Source organism: Sulfurospirillum tamanense (assembly GCF_016937535.1).
Lineage (GTDB): Bacteria > Campylobacterota > Campylobacteria > Campylobacterales > Campylobacteraceae > Sulfurospirillum_B > Sulfurospirillum_B tamanense.
This window is the reverse complement of the sequence record NZ_JAFHKK010000015.1, coordinates 1-13249: the sequence shown is the minus strand read 5'-3', so window position 1 is coordinate 13249 and position 13249 is coordinate 1. Positions and strand designations below refer to the sequence as shown.

14 protein-coding genes are annotated in these 13249 nt (G+C 48.1%); all 14 read left to right on the top strand.

The window, feature by feature from the left end; genetic code table 11:
- Nucleotides 1–44 precede the first annotated feature (44 nt).
- The 14 genes from JWV37_RS07625 (at nucleotide 45) to JWV37_RS07560 (ending at nucleotide 13220) form a co-directional block, all read left to right on the top strand.
- Nucleotides 45–1778 carry an ABC transporter ATP-binding protein gene (locus JWV37_RS07625; RefSeq protein ID WP_205459197.1) on the top strand — a complete coding sequence of 578 codons (1734 nt, stop codon included), beginning with the start codon at nucleotides 45–47 and terminating at the stop codon, nucleotides 1776–1778.
- Complete coding sequence (locus JWV37_RS07620; protein WP_205459196.1) at nucleotides 1765–2538, top strand: BUD32 family EKC/KEOPS complex subunit; 774 nt, start codon at nucleotides 1765–1767, stop codon at nucleotides 2536–2538. Before JWV37_RS07625 ends, JWV37_RS07620 begins: the two co-directional genes overlap by 14 nt.
- On the top strand, nucleotides 2535–3326 hold the full coding sequence (locus JWV37_RS07615) for a 3'-5' exonuclease (protein WP_205459195.1): 792 nt from the start codon (nucleotides 2535–2537) through the stop codon (nucleotides 3324–3326). The genes JWV37_RS07620 and JWV37_RS07615 overlap by 4 nt, the downstream gene beginning before the upstream one ends.
- Before the next feature lie 9 nt (nucleotides 3327–3335).
- Nucleotides 3336–4388: an NAD-dependent epimerase gene (locus JWV37_RS07610; protein WP_205459194.1), complete on the top strand. Its 1053-nt coding sequence runs from the start codon at nucleotides 3336–3338 to the stop codon at nucleotides 4386–4388.
- The gene (locus tag JWV37_RS07605) at nucleotides 4385–5200 is read left to right on the top strand and encodes a DNA ligase (protein WP_205459193.1); all 816 of its coding nucleotides are present in this window, start codon (nucleotides 4385–4387) and stop codon (nucleotides 5198–5200) included. The genes JWV37_RS07610 and JWV37_RS07605 overlap by 4 nt, the downstream gene beginning before the upstream one ends.
- Complete coding sequence (galE, locus tag JWV37_RS07600) at nucleotides 5200–6198, top strand: UDP-glucose 4-epimerase GalE (RefSeq protein WP_205459192.1); 999 nt, start codon at nucleotides 5200–5202, stop codon at nucleotides 6196–6198. The genes JWV37_RS07605 and galE overlap by 1 nt, the downstream gene beginning before the upstream one ends.
- Nucleotides 6188–7513 (top strand): UDP-glucose dehydrogenase family protein, encoded by a 1326-nt coding sequence (locus JWV37_RS07595; RefSeq protein ID WP_205459191.1) that lies wholly within the window; start codon nucleotides 6188–6190, stop codon nucleotides 7511–7513. Before galE ends, JWV37_RS07595 begins: the two co-directional genes overlap by 11 nt.
- Entirely contained in the window at nucleotides 7510–9648 is a 2139-nt protein-coding gene (locus JWV37_RS07590) for an STT3 domain-containing protein (RefSeq protein ID WP_205459190.1), read from the top strand. The genes JWV37_RS07595 and JWV37_RS07590 overlap by 4 nt, the downstream gene beginning before the upstream one ends.
- Nucleotides 9649–9656: 8 nt before the next feature.
- Nucleotides 9657–11021, top strand: a complete 1365-nt coding sequence (locus tag JWV37_RS07585) for a phosphomannomutase/phosphoglucomutase (RefSeq protein ID WP_205459189.1) — start codon at nucleotides 9657–9659, stop codon at nucleotides 11019–11021.
- On the top strand, nucleotides 11015–11803 hold the full coding sequence (gene cysQ, locus JWV37_RS07580) for a 3'(2'),5'-bisphosphate nucleotidase CysQ (protein WP_240332101.1): 789 nt from the start codon (nucleotides 11015–11017) through the stop codon (nucleotides 11801–11803). The genes JWV37_RS07585 and cysQ overlap by 7 nt, the downstream gene beginning before the upstream one ends.
- A gap of 160 nt (nucleotides 11804–11963) precedes the next feature.
- The gene (locus JWV37_RS07575; protein WP_205459187.1) at nucleotides 11964–12218 is read left to right on the top strand and encodes a prevent-host-death protein; all 255 of its coding nucleotides are present in this window, start codon (nucleotides 11964–11966) and stop codon (nucleotides 12216–12218) included.
- Nucleotides 12208–12483 carry a type II toxin-antitoxin system RelE/ParE family toxin gene (locus JWV37_RS07570; RefSeq protein ID WP_205459186.1) on the top strand — a complete coding sequence of 92 codons (276 nt, stop codon included), beginning with the start codon at nucleotides 12208–12210 and terminating at the stop codon, nucleotides 12481–12483. Before JWV37_RS07575 ends, JWV37_RS07570 begins: the two co-directional genes overlap by 11 nt.
- A 122-nt stretch (nucleotides 12484–12605) precedes the next feature.
- Nucleotides 12606–12848 carry a ComEA family DNA-binding protein gene (locus JWV37_RS07565; protein WP_205459185.1) on the top strand — a complete coding sequence of 81 codons (243 nt, stop codon included), beginning with the start codon at nucleotides 12606–12608 and terminating at the stop codon, nucleotides 12846–12848.
- 84 nt (nucleotides 12849–12932) lie between these two features.
- Nucleotides 12933–13220 (top strand): nucleotidyltransferase family protein, encoded by a 288-nt coding sequence (locus JWV37_RS07560; RefSeq protein ID WP_205459184.1) that lies wholly within the window; start codon nucleotides 12933–12935, stop codon nucleotides 13218–13220.
- Nucleotides 13221–13249: the final 29 nt, after the last annotated feature.

The window sequence follows — 13249 nt, the reverse complement described above, 5'->3', positions numbered from 1 at the left end:
CGACAAAGTACAATGCCCTAAACAGTTCAAAAACAGTTCAAAGGATGGGTGTGAAAGACATTCGGATGGTGCTTCGTCGCCTCGTTATTCCCTATTTTAAAGGGTATATTCCCTATTTTTTATTGGCCATTTTGGGCATGGTGCTCTCCGCCATCGGCGCCTCCTCCTCCGCCTATCTTGTTAAGCCTGTACTGGATGAGATTTTTGTTAAAAAAGACATCGATTTGCTCTATTTGCTGCCTTACGCCATCATCGGGGTATACCTCTTAAAAGGCGGCGGGAAGTATATTCAAGTCTATTATTCGGCACTCATTGGACAGGACATCATCCGTAAAGTGCGCAATAAACTCCTTGAAACCATGCTACACCTAGACATTGTCTTTTTTCACCGCTTGCGCTCAGGGGAACTTATTAGCCGCAATGTCAACGACGTGGAGCGCATCCGTAGTATCGTCTCTACGCTCATTCCTGAGATGGGACGACAGGGGTTGACCGCTTGTGGGCTTTTGGGGGTAGTGATTTACCAAAGTCCTAAACTCTCCTTTTTTGCGCTCATCATCATTCCTCTCATCATCATTCCGCTACGCCTTATTGCTAAAAAACTAAAAAGACTCTCTCATCATTCTCAAGAAAAAACGTCCGACATTACCTCTAAACTTTCAGAGATTTTTACCAACATCGAAATCATCAAAGCCCACGCGGCTGAAAAGCACGAACATGGTATTTTTGCCAAAGAAAACATGCAGTTTTTTAAACTCAACATGAAGTCGGTCAAAACTTCCGAGCTTTCAGGCCCGTTGATGGAAGTGGCGGGTGCTATTGGGGTAGCAACCGTCATCATGATAGGCGGTCGTGAAGTTATCGAAGGGCAGATGACGGTAGGGAGCTTTTTTTCATTTTTAACGGCTCTTTTTATGCTCTACACCCCTATTCGGCGTATTTCGGATTTGTACAACGCTATCCAAGATGCCATTGCGGCCAGTGAGCGGATTTTGCACATTTTTGACCAAAAGCCCAGTATTATTTCTGAAAAAAATCTCCCTATGCCCCGTGTGCAAGCCTTACGTTTTGAAGATGTGGTGCTACGTTATGGGGACAAAACAGCCCTTGATGGGGTGAGTTTTGAGGTGAAAAAAGGGGAAAAACTGGCCCTTGTGGGAGACAGTGGCGGAGGGAAAAGCTCTATTGTGAATCTTATTGTGCGCTTTTTTGACCCCGATACGGGAGGGATTTACCTAGACGAGACACGCCTATGTGAGGTGGGATTGGAACAGTTGCGAAACGGTGTTTCTATTGTTACACAACGGGTGTATATTTTCAACGACACCATCGCGGCCAATGTGGCCTACGGTAAAGAAATCGACTTGGAGCGCGTGAAGACGTGCTTGCACCAAGCCAATGCGCTAGATTTTGTGGAGGAAATGGGCGGTGTGGAGGTGGTGCTTGATGAACATGGCACCAACCTTTCTGGCGGTCAACGTCAGCGCATCGCCATTGCAAGGGCATTGTACGTAGACCCGCAGATTTTGATTTTTGATGAGGCTACGAGCGCGCTTGATTCCAAAAGTGAACAAAAAATCACCGAGGCTATCGAAGCGGTGAGTAAAAACCGTATCACCATCATCATTGCTCATCGCCTTAGCACGATCAAACAAGCCGATAAAATTGCTGTGTTACGCCGTGGAAAGATTGTGGATATGGGCAATGAGGCCTATTTGCTAGAGCACTGCGACGCATACCGCCGTCTTGCGGGAACGTTGGCTCATGACGCGGATTGAGCAAGAAGCCAGTGCCGCACTGGCTCGACACCAGACGTTTGATGTTGTGAGTATGGACGTCGAAGGGGTGAAGTATTGGGTAAAACGGGCGCGCAAAACGGGCGCACGAAGCATTCACCGTGTCGCATACGCGGTGCTAAAACACCCTTTATTGGTGCCTTCTCTCGTGCAAAGTCCTCAACAAGCCCTTATGCACGAATCAAGTAAGCTTGTGCGGTTAGAGCAAAAAGGTGTCAATGTCCCTAGCGTTGTAACTGTCAATGAAACATTTTTTATCCTAGAAGACCAAGGTTCTAGCGTCCTTAATGCCATCCGTAACGGTGAAGTCACTAATGTGCCAGGGCTTTTAGAAAAGGTGGTTGAGGTGTTGAGTGCTTTACATGTAAAGGGAGAATTTCACGGTGGGGCGCAGATAAAAAACTTTACATGTAAAGAAGGAAAAGTCTTTGCTCTTGACTTTGAAGAAGCTTTTGATAAAGCCATTCCTTTGGAAGATTTGCAATTTCGCGACCTTTTTTTGTTTTTGTTTTCCCTTGCAAAACACAGGGTTGAGGCTGATTATGCGAAGCTTATAGGCCTGTACGAGGCGCGCACTAAAAAAGGCATGGCAAAACGTGTCAAAGCCCTTGCTGGGAGTTTTGGAGCGTTAGCGCGCTTGGCGCACACCCCGCTAGCGCAAAAGGTACTAGACCAAGACTCTAAAAGTGCGTTTAGGTTGCTTGGCATTCTTGGCACGTTGGCATTAAAGGAAGAAGCATGATTTGTGTATTTGACTGTGAAACTATCCCTGATAGCGCGTTGTTGCGACGTGTTCATGGCTTTGAAGGAAGTGACGAAGCCGTCGCACAAGCGGCCGTGGAAGCGCAAGAAGCCAAAACGGGCAGCGGGTTTTTGCCCATTGCTTTTCACAAAGTCGTGGCGATTTCGGCGGTGATTGCCGATGATTTTGGCGTCTTTTTGCGTGTAAATAGCATGGAAGGCGACACGGAAGAAGCGCTGCTTAAGGCGTTTTTGCAGTTTATCGACCGTCATAACCCAAAACTGGTGAGCTTTAACGGGCGTAGTTTTGACATGCCTATGTTAATGGTGCGCGCCTTGGCGCACAACCTCTCGTGTCCTGCGTATTTTGAGATGGACAACAAAGAGCTTGGGAAAAACAAATGGGAACATTACCGCGCGCGCTTTAGCGACCGTTTTCACGTGGATTTGATGGACCACATCAGCGACTTTGGGGCCGCGCGAGGGCTAAAACTAGACCATTTGTGCGCCATGGCGGGGATGCCAGGCAAGTACGACGTGAGCGGCGACCAAGTGATGGCGCTCTATTTTGCAGGGGAATTGGAAAAAATCAAAACCTACTGTGAAAGCGACGTGCTTAACACTTACTGGCTCTATTTAAAGTACGAACTGCTCAAAGGCAACCTTACATGTGAAGATTATGCCCTCTCTCTTGAAGCAATGGGCGCAAAACTTGCCAAAGACAAAGCGTACACCCCCGTGTTTCAAGAAGCCATCACCAAAGCGCTTGAAAAAGTAGCAACACATTAAAGGAAAAACATGCGCATTTTAGTCACAGGCACCGCGGGCTTCATCGGCTTTCACCTTGCAAACCGTCTTCTCTCCAGAGGCGATGAGGTGGTCGGGCTTGATTCTATCAACGACTACTACGACGTGCGGGTTAAGTACGGCAGGTTGCGCGAAGCGGGCATTGCGGGGGAGGCCATCGCACCAAACACCCTCACCCAAAGCACCAAACACGCCAACTACCGTTTCATTCAAGCAAACCTCGAAGACAAAGAAACCTTGCAAACCCTTTTTGCCACCGAAAAGTTTGATGCCGTGTGCAACCTTGCCGCCCAAGCAGGTGTGCGTTACTCACTCACCAACCCAGACGCGTACATGACCAGTAATATCATCGGGTTTTTAAACATCTTAGAGTGTTGCCGCCATCACGGCGTGAACAACCTCTCCTACGCGTCGAGCAGTTCGGTGTACGGACTCAATGAAAGCCTTCCTTTTTCCACCAAAGACAACGTCGACCACCCCATCAGTCTTTACGCGGCGAGCAAAAAATCCAACGAACTCATGGCGCACACCTACAGCCATCTTTTTGGCATCGCTACCACGGGGCTTCGGTTTTTCACGGTGTATGGACCGTGGGGACGACCCGACATGGCGTTGTTTTTGTTTGTCAAAGCGGCACTTGAGGGCAAACCCATCGACGTGTTTAACCACGGCAATATGCAACGGGATTTTACTTACGTGGATGACATCGTAGAGGGCGTAGTGCGGGTCATCGACAACCCACCTTCGCCTAATCCCACATGGAACCACCAAGACCCCTCACGCTCTTTTGCTCCCTATAAAATCTACAACATCGGCAACAATGCGCCCGTGAAATTGATGGATTTTATCGAAGCCATTGAGCGAAAACTTGGCAAGCCTATCCAAAAAAATCTCTTGCCTTTGCAAGCAGGCGACGTGCCTGCCACCTATGCAGACGTGAGCGATTTGGTGGAGGATTTGAACTACCAACCCGCCACGCCCATCCAAGAAGGCATTGACCGTTTTGTGGAGTGGTACGCGCAGTTTTTTGGAGTGAAGTTGTGAGGATTTGGGCGTTACTGCTTTTTCTCTCCCTTTCCCTTTGGGCGCAAAAACCCGCCCTCATGCTTCTTGAAACTTACCGTGACCATAACGTTTCGGGGTGGCTCATGAGCGAAAAACTCGATGGCGTGCGCGCCTACTGGGATGGGACGGCGCTCTATTCACGCAACGGTAACCTTTTTGCCGCACCCCCGTGGTTTACCGAAGATTTTCCACCTTTTGCCCTTGATGGTGAACTGTGGAGTGGGCGCGGGGCGTTTGAAGAGATTGCCTCTATCACGGCGCAACTTACACCCCACGAGGGGTGGAGAAAGCTTGCTTTTCATGTGTTTGACGTGCCAGACGGGCAGGGTGGATTGGCACAACGTTTGAGTGTTTTGGAAGATTACCTTAAACGCATTCCCACGCCTTTTGTTCGTGTGATTCCTCAGTATGTGTGCGAAGATACCTCCTCTTTGGAAGATTTTTTAGCCACTGTGGAAGACCAAGGAGGCGAGGGCGTGGTGGTGCGCGACCCTAATGTCGGGTATTTAACCAGTCGTTCACCCTTGGCCCTGAAGGTCAAGCGCTACGAAGACGCCGAGTGCGAAGTAGTGGCACACCATGAGGGCAAAGGGAAGTTTGAAGGCTTGCTGGGGGCCTTTACATGTAAGGACAAAAACGGCACACAGTTTCGCATTGGCTCAGGTCTTAAAAATGCCGACCGTCGCACACCACCCCCTCTTGGCGCTACAGTAACATACAAGTTCTATGGCACCACAAATTCGGGCTTGCCACGCTTTCCTGTGTTCTTACATGTAAGGAGTGAGCGCTAATGGCCATCTTACTCACCGGCGGTGCGGGTTACATCGGTTCCCATGTGCTCAAACAGCTTTTGGAAAAAACCGAGGAAAACATCGTCGTGGTGGACAATCTCTCCACTGGAAACCAAGCGTGCATCGACGCGCTCTTGGAGATTCGGGATTTTCATTTTGCCAAGATTGACCTTGACAATCTCGAAATGCTCGAAATGCTCATCGAACGTTTTGAAGTAACGGACGTGTTGCATTTTGCCGCGTCTATCGTAGTCTCCGAATCGATGCAAAATCCGCTGAAATACTATAAAAACAATACGGCTAAAACCACGGGGCTCATCGAACTGTGTGTAAACTTTGGGGTCAAACGCTTTGTCTTTTCCTCAACTGCGGCGGTGTACGGGGAGCCCGCGACAAACCCTGTTGATGAGACCGTTTTGCTTGCGCCCATTAATCCCTATGGTAGAAGCAAGCTCATGAGCGAAACAGTACTGAGGGATGCTTCGAATGCTCATCCTGCATTCAAACATGTGATTTTACGTTATTTTAATGTGGCTGGAGTAGCGGGAGACGGAAGCATTGGTCAGTCTTTTCCTGATGCAACCCATCTTATTAAAGTCGCGGCACAAACGGCCCTTGGTGCGCGCGATGCGTTGGCGGTGTTTGGAACGGACTACCCCACGAAAGACGGCACGTGCGAGCGCGATTATATCCACGTGGAAGACTTGGCAGATGCCCATTTAAAGGCCCTTGAATACCTTAAAACGCACCCAAGCGATACCTTTAACGTGGGATACGGGCACGGCTTTAGTGTGCGCGAAGTGATTAAAACTATGCAGCGCGTGAGTGGGGTGGATTTTAAGGTTGAAATGGCTCCAAGACGCGAGGGCGACCCTGCTATACTGGTAGCTAGCAGCACAAAAATCAAAACGCGCATGGGGTGGGAACCCCAATGCGACGACTTGGAACACATTTGCAAAACAGCATTAGCATGGGAGAAAAAACTGCATGAAAATTAGTGTCATCGGAACAGGGTATGTGGGATTGGTAACAGGAACGTGTTTTGCTCAAATGGGCAACGCTGTGACGTGCGTGGATGTGGACGAGGCTAAAATCGCCAAGCTTCAAGAAGGCATTATCCCTATCTATGAACCAGGTCTTGAAGAGATGGTAAAACAAAATGCCCAAAAAGGTTCTTTGGTGTTTTCAACCCGCTTGCCTGAATCCTTGCAGGGCGCACAGGCGGTTTTCATCGCTGTGGGCACGCCCATGGGCGAAGACGGGAGCGCGGATTTGCGCTACGTGTTGGCTGTTGCTCAGGGCATTGGCGAACACATGGAGCACCCTTTGGTGGTCGTGACCAAGTCCACGGTGCCGGTGGGAACAGCCGACAAAGTGCGCCAAAGCATCGCCAAAGCCCTTGAAAAACGCGGCCTTGCTGTGCCTTTTTATGTGGCCTCTAATCCCGAATTTTTAAAAGAGGGTGCTGCTATTAAAGACTTCATGAAGCCCGACCGCGTGGTGGTGGGCACAGACGCGCCTGAAGCCCTGGAAGTGCTTAAAGAACTCTACACCCCTTTTATGTTGCACCACGACAGGTTTATTGCCATGGACATCAAAAGTGCCGAGATGACCAAATACGCCGCCAACGCCATGCTAGCCACAAAAATCAGCTTCATGAACGAAATAGCCAACATTTGTGAGCGCGTGGGAGCGGACGTGAACCAAGTGCGCAATGGCATCGGTTCAGACAGTCGCATCGGGTACAGTTTTATCTATCCAGGGTGCGGGTACGGCGGGAGCTGTTTTCCCAAAGACGTGCAAGCGCTGGTAAAAACCGCCAAAGATTACGGCTACACGCCGCGCATTTTGGAGTCCGTTGAAGCGGTAAACGCAGACCAAAAAACCCTTTTGGTGCAAAAAATCGTTGCCCGTTTTGGGGAAGATTTGCACGGTTTTACTTTTGCACTGTGGGGACTTGCCTTTAAGCCTGAAACCGACGACATGCGTGAAGCCGCTTCCCTAACGCTCATTCATTTGCTGGGCGAGCGTGGCGCAAAAGTGGTAGCGTATGACCCCAAAGCCATGGAAGAAGCCCAAAAACACTACCTTAAAGAGGCCTTACATGTACACTATGTCAAGAGCAAATACGACGCCCTTGATGGTGTGGACGCATTGGTACTCGTGACCGAATGGCAAGAGTTCCGAAGTCCTGATTTTGTGGAGATGAAACAACGCCTCAAAAACCCCATTTTCTTTGACGGACGCAACCAATTCACTAAAAGCAAAATGCAAAAATACGGGTTTGAATACCACCAAATAGGCGCGCTATGAGCCGTTTAAACACGCTTCCGCTGTGGGTGCTCATTGCCCTTGCGTTTGCCTTTAGTTTCGCCGTGCGCCTCATTTGGGTGTACCAATTTGATGGCATAGAAAGCGTGTACCACAATGGTGTGTTTATGATTAATACTAATGATGGGTACTATTTTGCCGAGGGCGCGCGGGATTTGTTGCGCGGCGAGGCGGGTATTTTTTCGCCTACTCGCACCGCGCTCGCCCAACTTACGGCTCTTTTTGCTTTTGTGCTACCTTTTTCCTTTGAAACTATTATTTTCTATATGCCCGCCGTGCTTGGTTCTTTGGTGGTGGTGCCCATCTTGCTGTTGGGAAACCATCTAAATGAACGAGGCGCTGCGTTTATTGGGGCATTGGTGGCAAGTATTGGGGTGAGTTATTATAACCGGACGATGTCGGGTTATTACGACACAGACATGCTTAACATCGTATTTCCTATGCTCTTGGTGTGGTCGCTAGCCCTTGCCCTGCAAACTAAGGAAGCCAAATATCTGCTCATCACAGGCCTTGAAATGGTGGCCTACCGGTGGTGGTACCCGCAAAGCTACTCTCTTGAATTTGCTTTTTTTGGATTGGTTTTGCTGTATGTGCTTGTATATGAGCGTAAAAACACTTACAACTACCAACTCCTTGCGATGATGCTTGTTGCCATGATGGGTTTGCCTGATGTGGTTCGCTTGGTTGGCGTATTTGTGCTTTTTGGACTCCAACGTGTTGAAACCTTAAAACGGCACTCTGTGACCCTACTTGGCGTGGCACTTGTGCTGTTTTTTGCCACGGGCGGGCTTGGTCCTGTTTGGAAGCAACTGCAAGGGTATGTGTTTCGCGCTAGCACTGCAAGTTATGAAGATGAAATCATTTTGCATTTTTTTAGTGTCATGCAAACGGTGCGCGAGGCAGGGCATATTCCCTTTGAAACCTTTGCAGTGCGCATTAGCGGGCATGTAGCGACCTTTGTCGTGTCGCTTCTTGGGTACCTGCTTTTGGTGCGCAAACATCCCGTGATGCTCCTTGGTCTTCCCCTGCTTGGTCTTGGATTTTTGGCCTATGTGGGCGGGCTTCGCTTTACAATTTACGCCGTTCCTATCGCTGCTTTGGGCCTTGGGTATGGGATTGTGTGGTGCAAAGAGTGGTTTGCGACGCGCTTTGCCAAAGAGCGTAACGTGGTGTTGATGGGCGGGGCGTTGGTAGTCGTGGCAACACTTGGGGCGCTATACCCTAACATTACACATGTTATTAATTACCGTGTACCTACAGTCATGAACGCGAACGAAGTGGCGCAACTTGAAACCCTTGGGGAGAGTGTGGGCGAGGAAGCTTACGTGGTTTCATGGTGGGATTATGGATACCCACTCCGTTACTATGGCAAAATGCGCACTTTAATTGATGGGGGGAAGCACTCTGGGGCGGTGAATTTTCCTGTGAGTTTTATGTTGCACGCTGACCAAACAAGTGCCGCAGCTATGGCGCGCCTGGAGGTCGAATATACCCAAATGCGTTACGACATCGGCCAAGACAACCGCACCAAGCCCAAAGACGACCGTGTGCTTTTGCCCCGTTCAAACCTCGCGTGGATGATGAGCGAGTACGGCTACGAAGACGCTAATGCGTTTTTGGACGATTTGCCCCATGTGGCACTGCCGCCTAAAAACCATGAGGTTTACATGTACTTGCCCTATCGTATGATGCCCATTATGCAAACTGTTGCCCAATTTAGCGCCCTAGATGTGATGAGCGGTACTTCCAAGCGCCCGCCTTTGTTTTTTATGACATCGCGTTTTCAAGATACCAAAGAGGCGCTGCACCTTGGTGGAGGCGTTAAGCTTGATAAAGTGCGCGGCATCATGCACCTTGGAGATCAGCAAGTGCCTTTAAAGCGTTTCATACAAACCCGTTACGAAGCGGGCGCGTTGGCTTATGAGGCTCAAAATCTACACCCAGATGGTGCGCTCACGCTCATTTTCATGGAGCCGTACCAGACGTTTTTACTGGTGGATGAGCCCATGTTCGCTTCTACTTTTGTGCAACTTTTTGTGTTAGAAAACCCAGACCAAAGATTTTTTACACCTGTTTCGCTCACGCCGTGGGCAAAGATTTATAAACTTAACCGTTGAGGAAACCCATGCAACACATTTTTAGAGAATACGACATTCGTGGCATTTACGAAAAAGATTTAAACGAACACAGCATTAAAACCATCGGTTTTTTGTTGGGCAAACGCATTGCTAAGGTTGGCAACACCGTAGCCATAGGGTACGATGCAAGGCTGCATTCTCCTACCATTGCAGGGTGGCTTACCAGTGGCCTCAACCACGCAAGGCTTGAGGTGTTAAACATGGGGCTTGTACCCACGCCGTGTAACTATTTTGGCGGTTTTTTTGACCATGAGCACAAAGCAGATGCGACGGTGATGGTGACAGGCTCACACAATCCCCCCGAATACAACGGCCTCAAAATCACCCTAAACCAAGCCCCGTTTTTTGGCGCAGATATCACTGCCCTTGGGCAAGAAGTGATGGCGTTTTCACAACACATTCCTGATAACCTTACATGTAAAGCCGTAGATACCCTTGCGTTATACACGGATTTTTTAGTCAAAGCGTTTGCCCACTTAAGAGGCATGAAAACGCGCATTGCTATTGATTGTGGCAACGGAGCCGCGGGCGTGGTGGTGCCAAAACTGTGCGAAGCGTTGGAGCTAAACACCACCATTCTTTACGCCCAGCCCGATGGCACCTTTCCTAATCACCACCCTGACCCCAGCGAAGAAGAAAACCTGCACGATGTAAAAGCCTTGTTGAAAACGCAAAATGGCGACATCGCTTTTGCTTTTGATGGAGATGCCGACCGTTTGGCGGTGCTCACTCAAACCAACAACTTCAAGGGCGACCAGTTGGCACTTTTGTACGCCAAGCTTCTTAAAAATCCCAAAATCTTGGGCGAGGTGAAATGCTCTCAAGTGATGTATGACGAAGTAGCCAAGATTGGCACGGCGTACATGTACAAAACAGGCCACAGCAACATCAAAGTCAAAATGAAAGAGCTTGGCATCGACATTGCCGCAGAAGTGAGCGGACATATCTTTTTTGCTGACCGCTATTTTGGGTACGACGATGCGATTTACGCGATGCTACGTACATTAGAGTTGCTTTACAAAGGCCTAGATTTGGACGCGGAACTGGCCAAACTTCCCACAATGTTTACCACCGAAGAGCTTAAAATCCCCACGACCGAAGAAACCAAGTTTGAAACCATCGTGAAGCTCAAAACCTTTTTGGAAACCCCGCCGAGTGATTTTCCTGCCATCAAAGAAATCATCACCGTGGATGGCGTGCGGGTGGTGTTTGAAGAAGGCTGGGGGCTCGTGCGCGCGTCCAATACTACGCCCGTGCTTGTGGCGCGTTTTGAGGCAAAGACCCACGCATTGATGCGCACCTATCAAAAAGCCCTAGAAGAGGCACTTAAGAGATGCAGTCCTTCATGCTAGAAACAGTTGTGGGCATTGCCAAGGTAGCAGGTGCTGAGGTGCTGAAGGTGTACGGGCGCAAGGTTGCGGTTACGTATAAAGCGGACAATTCGCCCCTCACTGAAGCAGACTTATTGGCCAATGCCCTCATTTGTGATGCGTTGAACGCGGCATATCCAGACATCCCCATCCTCTCCGAAGAGACCAAAGCCGCGCCTTATGAGGAGCGGCAGGGATGGGAAGAGTACTGGTGTGTGGACCCCATCGACGGGACAAAAGAGTTCATTAAAAAAACGGGCGATTTTACGGTAAACATCGCCCTCATTCGTCACGGTGTGCCCGTGCTTGGGGTGGTGCAAGCGCCTGTTTGGGATGTGCTTTATGGGGCGCAAGAGGGAAAAGGCGCGTTTAAAGAGACCGTACAAGGGCGCGAAGCCTTACATGTAACGCCTTTTGACACGCGCCATTGCATCGTGGTGGCGAGTAAATCGCACCTTTCTTCCAAGACCAAGCGTTTCATCGCTGCTTTGAAAGCAGAAGTTACAGAAGTGGAAGTCCAACAACGGGGAAGTTCGCTCAAATTGTGCCTCATTGCCGAAGGAAAAGCACACCTCTACCCGCGCGTCGCTCCCACTATGGAATGGGACACCGCTGCAGGTCATGCCATCTTAAAAGAAGCGGGTGGCGAGATTTACATGTACAACCCCGAACTCACCCCCTCGCACTACTACTTGCGCCAAGGCGTTACGCCCCTAATCTATAACAAGCCCTCGCTCTATAATCCTAGCTTTATCGCTGTGTAGGCGTTGGCAGAAAGTAGCAAACCCGTCTATATTTTTCTATGTCTAAGCGCTTTTAGCGGCTACTTCGTTGGTCAAAGGTAACAACTACGCTACTTTATTTTGGTTCTTTTAAACCTCTTTGGAGTAAAATACCATTAAAAGTACTATTGGAGGTACTATTATGATAATCACAGCAAATGAAGTCAAAGTGAACGGCGTGTCCATGTTTGAAAAAATGTTTCAAAAGACCGACGAACTTATTGTCAATGTTCGCGGAAAAAACAAATACGTGATTCTTGATATAGAAAGGTACAAGGCCTTTAGGGAGCACGAGTTAGACATTGCGCATATGAAGGCAATGCAAGATGTCAAAGAAGGAAGATACAAAATCCAAACAGCTTCAGAACACGTGAAAGAGTTGATGGATGCGCTATAAGATCATCCGAACGGATGAGTATTTTAAAAAGCTAAAAAAGTTTATCAAAAAACACCCCGACGTGCTAAGTCGCTATGTAAAAACCATAGAATTACTTGAATTAGACCCCTATCACCCTTCGTTAAGACTGCACAAACTAAAAGGAAAATTAGGGGTTTATTATAGTGTTTCTATTACTATGCAATATAGAATAGTCATAGATTTTATTCTCAATGAGAAAGAAATAATCCCCATAGATATTGGCGTGCATGATGAGGTTTATTAGCAAGCAACCTCATTCTGAACAAAAACAGTAAGGCTTTCTCTCTTTTTTATTTTTAAATACGTTTAAGCAACATAAAATAATACTTTATGTTATTATTCCCTATCTTACCAAAAGGAGAAATGATGCTACGAAGTATCATGTTGTTTTTGTTTTTGGCAGTTGCCCTCTGGGCCAAGGTAAATCTCAACACCGCAACCGCGGAAGAGTTAGCGACCCTCAAAGGCATTGGGGAGAAAAAAGCCACGGCCATCATCACCTACCGCGAAGCAAATGGTGGTTTTAAAAGCGTTGAAGAACTCGTCAACGTCAAAGGTATCGGCGAAAAAACCGTCGAGTCTTTAAAAGAATCCATCGAAGTCAAGTAATCCAAAAGGCCCAAGCTTTTGGGCCTTGCCTTTCTGTATTTAAAGTGCGCTAAAATCAATCAAAGCCAAAGAAGAGAGTGGTCCATGACAAAAGAAGAGATTTTGACTTTTTTGCGAGAACACAAAGATGAATTGCGCCAAAAATATGCTGTCACTAAAATAGGGCTATTTGGTAGTTACGCAAGAGGAACAGCACATCAAAACAGTGATATTGATTTGGCTATCGTTACAACCAAAAAAGACTTTTTTCTTCGCGAGGATTTAAGAGAATATCTTCAAAATTCTTTTAAAACACCAGTTGATGTGGGCTATTTTGATAGTTTTCGAGACTTCTATAAACAAAAAATTGCCAAAGAGATTCTTTATGCATAAAAAAGAAGAGAGAGATTTTGAGCTTTTTA

Bases quoted from the DNA above. Each gene is read 5' to 3' on its own strand.
- JWV37_RS07625 (WP_205459197.1), top strand. From the start codon at position 45: ATGGGTGTGAAAGACATTCGGATGGTGCTTCGTCGCCTCGTTATTCCC.
- JWV37_RS07620 (WP_205459196.1), top strand. From the start codon at position 1,765: ATGACGCGGATTGAGCAAGAAGCCAGTGCCGCACTGGCTCGACACCAG.
- JWV37_RS07615 (WP_205459195.1), top strand. From the start codon at position 2,535: ATGATTTGTGTATTTGACTGTGAAACTATCCCTGATAGCGCGTTGTTG.
- JWV37_RS07610 (WP_205459194.1), top strand. From the start codon at position 3,336: ATGCGCATTTTAGTCACAGGCACCGCGGGCTTCATCGGCTTTCACCTT.
- galE (WP_205459192.1), top strand. From the start codon at position 5,200: ATGGCCATCTTACTCACCGGCGGTGCGGGTTACATCGGTTCCCATGTG.
- JWV37_RS07595 (WP_205459191.1), top strand. From the start codon at position 6,188: ATGAAAATTAGTGTCATCGGAACAGGGTATGTGGGATTGGTAACAGGA.
- JWV37_RS07590 (WP_205459190.1), top strand. From the start codon at position 7,510: ATGAGCCGTTTAAACACGCTTCCGCTGTGGGTGCTCATTGCCCTTGCG.
- JWV37_RS07585 (WP_205459189.1), top strand. From the start codon at position 9,657: ATGCAACACATTTTTAGAGAATACGACATTCGTGGCATTTACGAAAAA.
- cysQ (WP_240332101.1), top strand. From the start codon at position 11,015: ATGCTAGAAACAGTTGTGGGCATTGCCAAGGTAGCAGGTGCTGAGGTG.
- JWV37_RS07575 (WP_205459187.1), top strand. From the start codon at position 11,964: ATGATAATCACAGCAAATGAAGTCAAAGTGAACGGCGTGTCCATGTTT.
- JWV37_RS07570 (WP_205459186.1), top strand. From the start codon at position 12,208: ATGCGCTATAAGATCATCCGAACGGATGAGTATTTTAAAAAGCTAAAA.
- JWV37_RS07565 (WP_205459185.1), top strand. From the start codon at position 12,606: ATGCTACGAAGTATCATGTTGTTTTTGTTTTTGGCAGTTGCCCTCTGG.
- JWV37_RS07560 (WP_205459184.1), top strand. From the start codon at position 12,933: ATGACAAAAGAAGAGATTTTGACTTTTTTGCGAGAACACAAAGATGAA.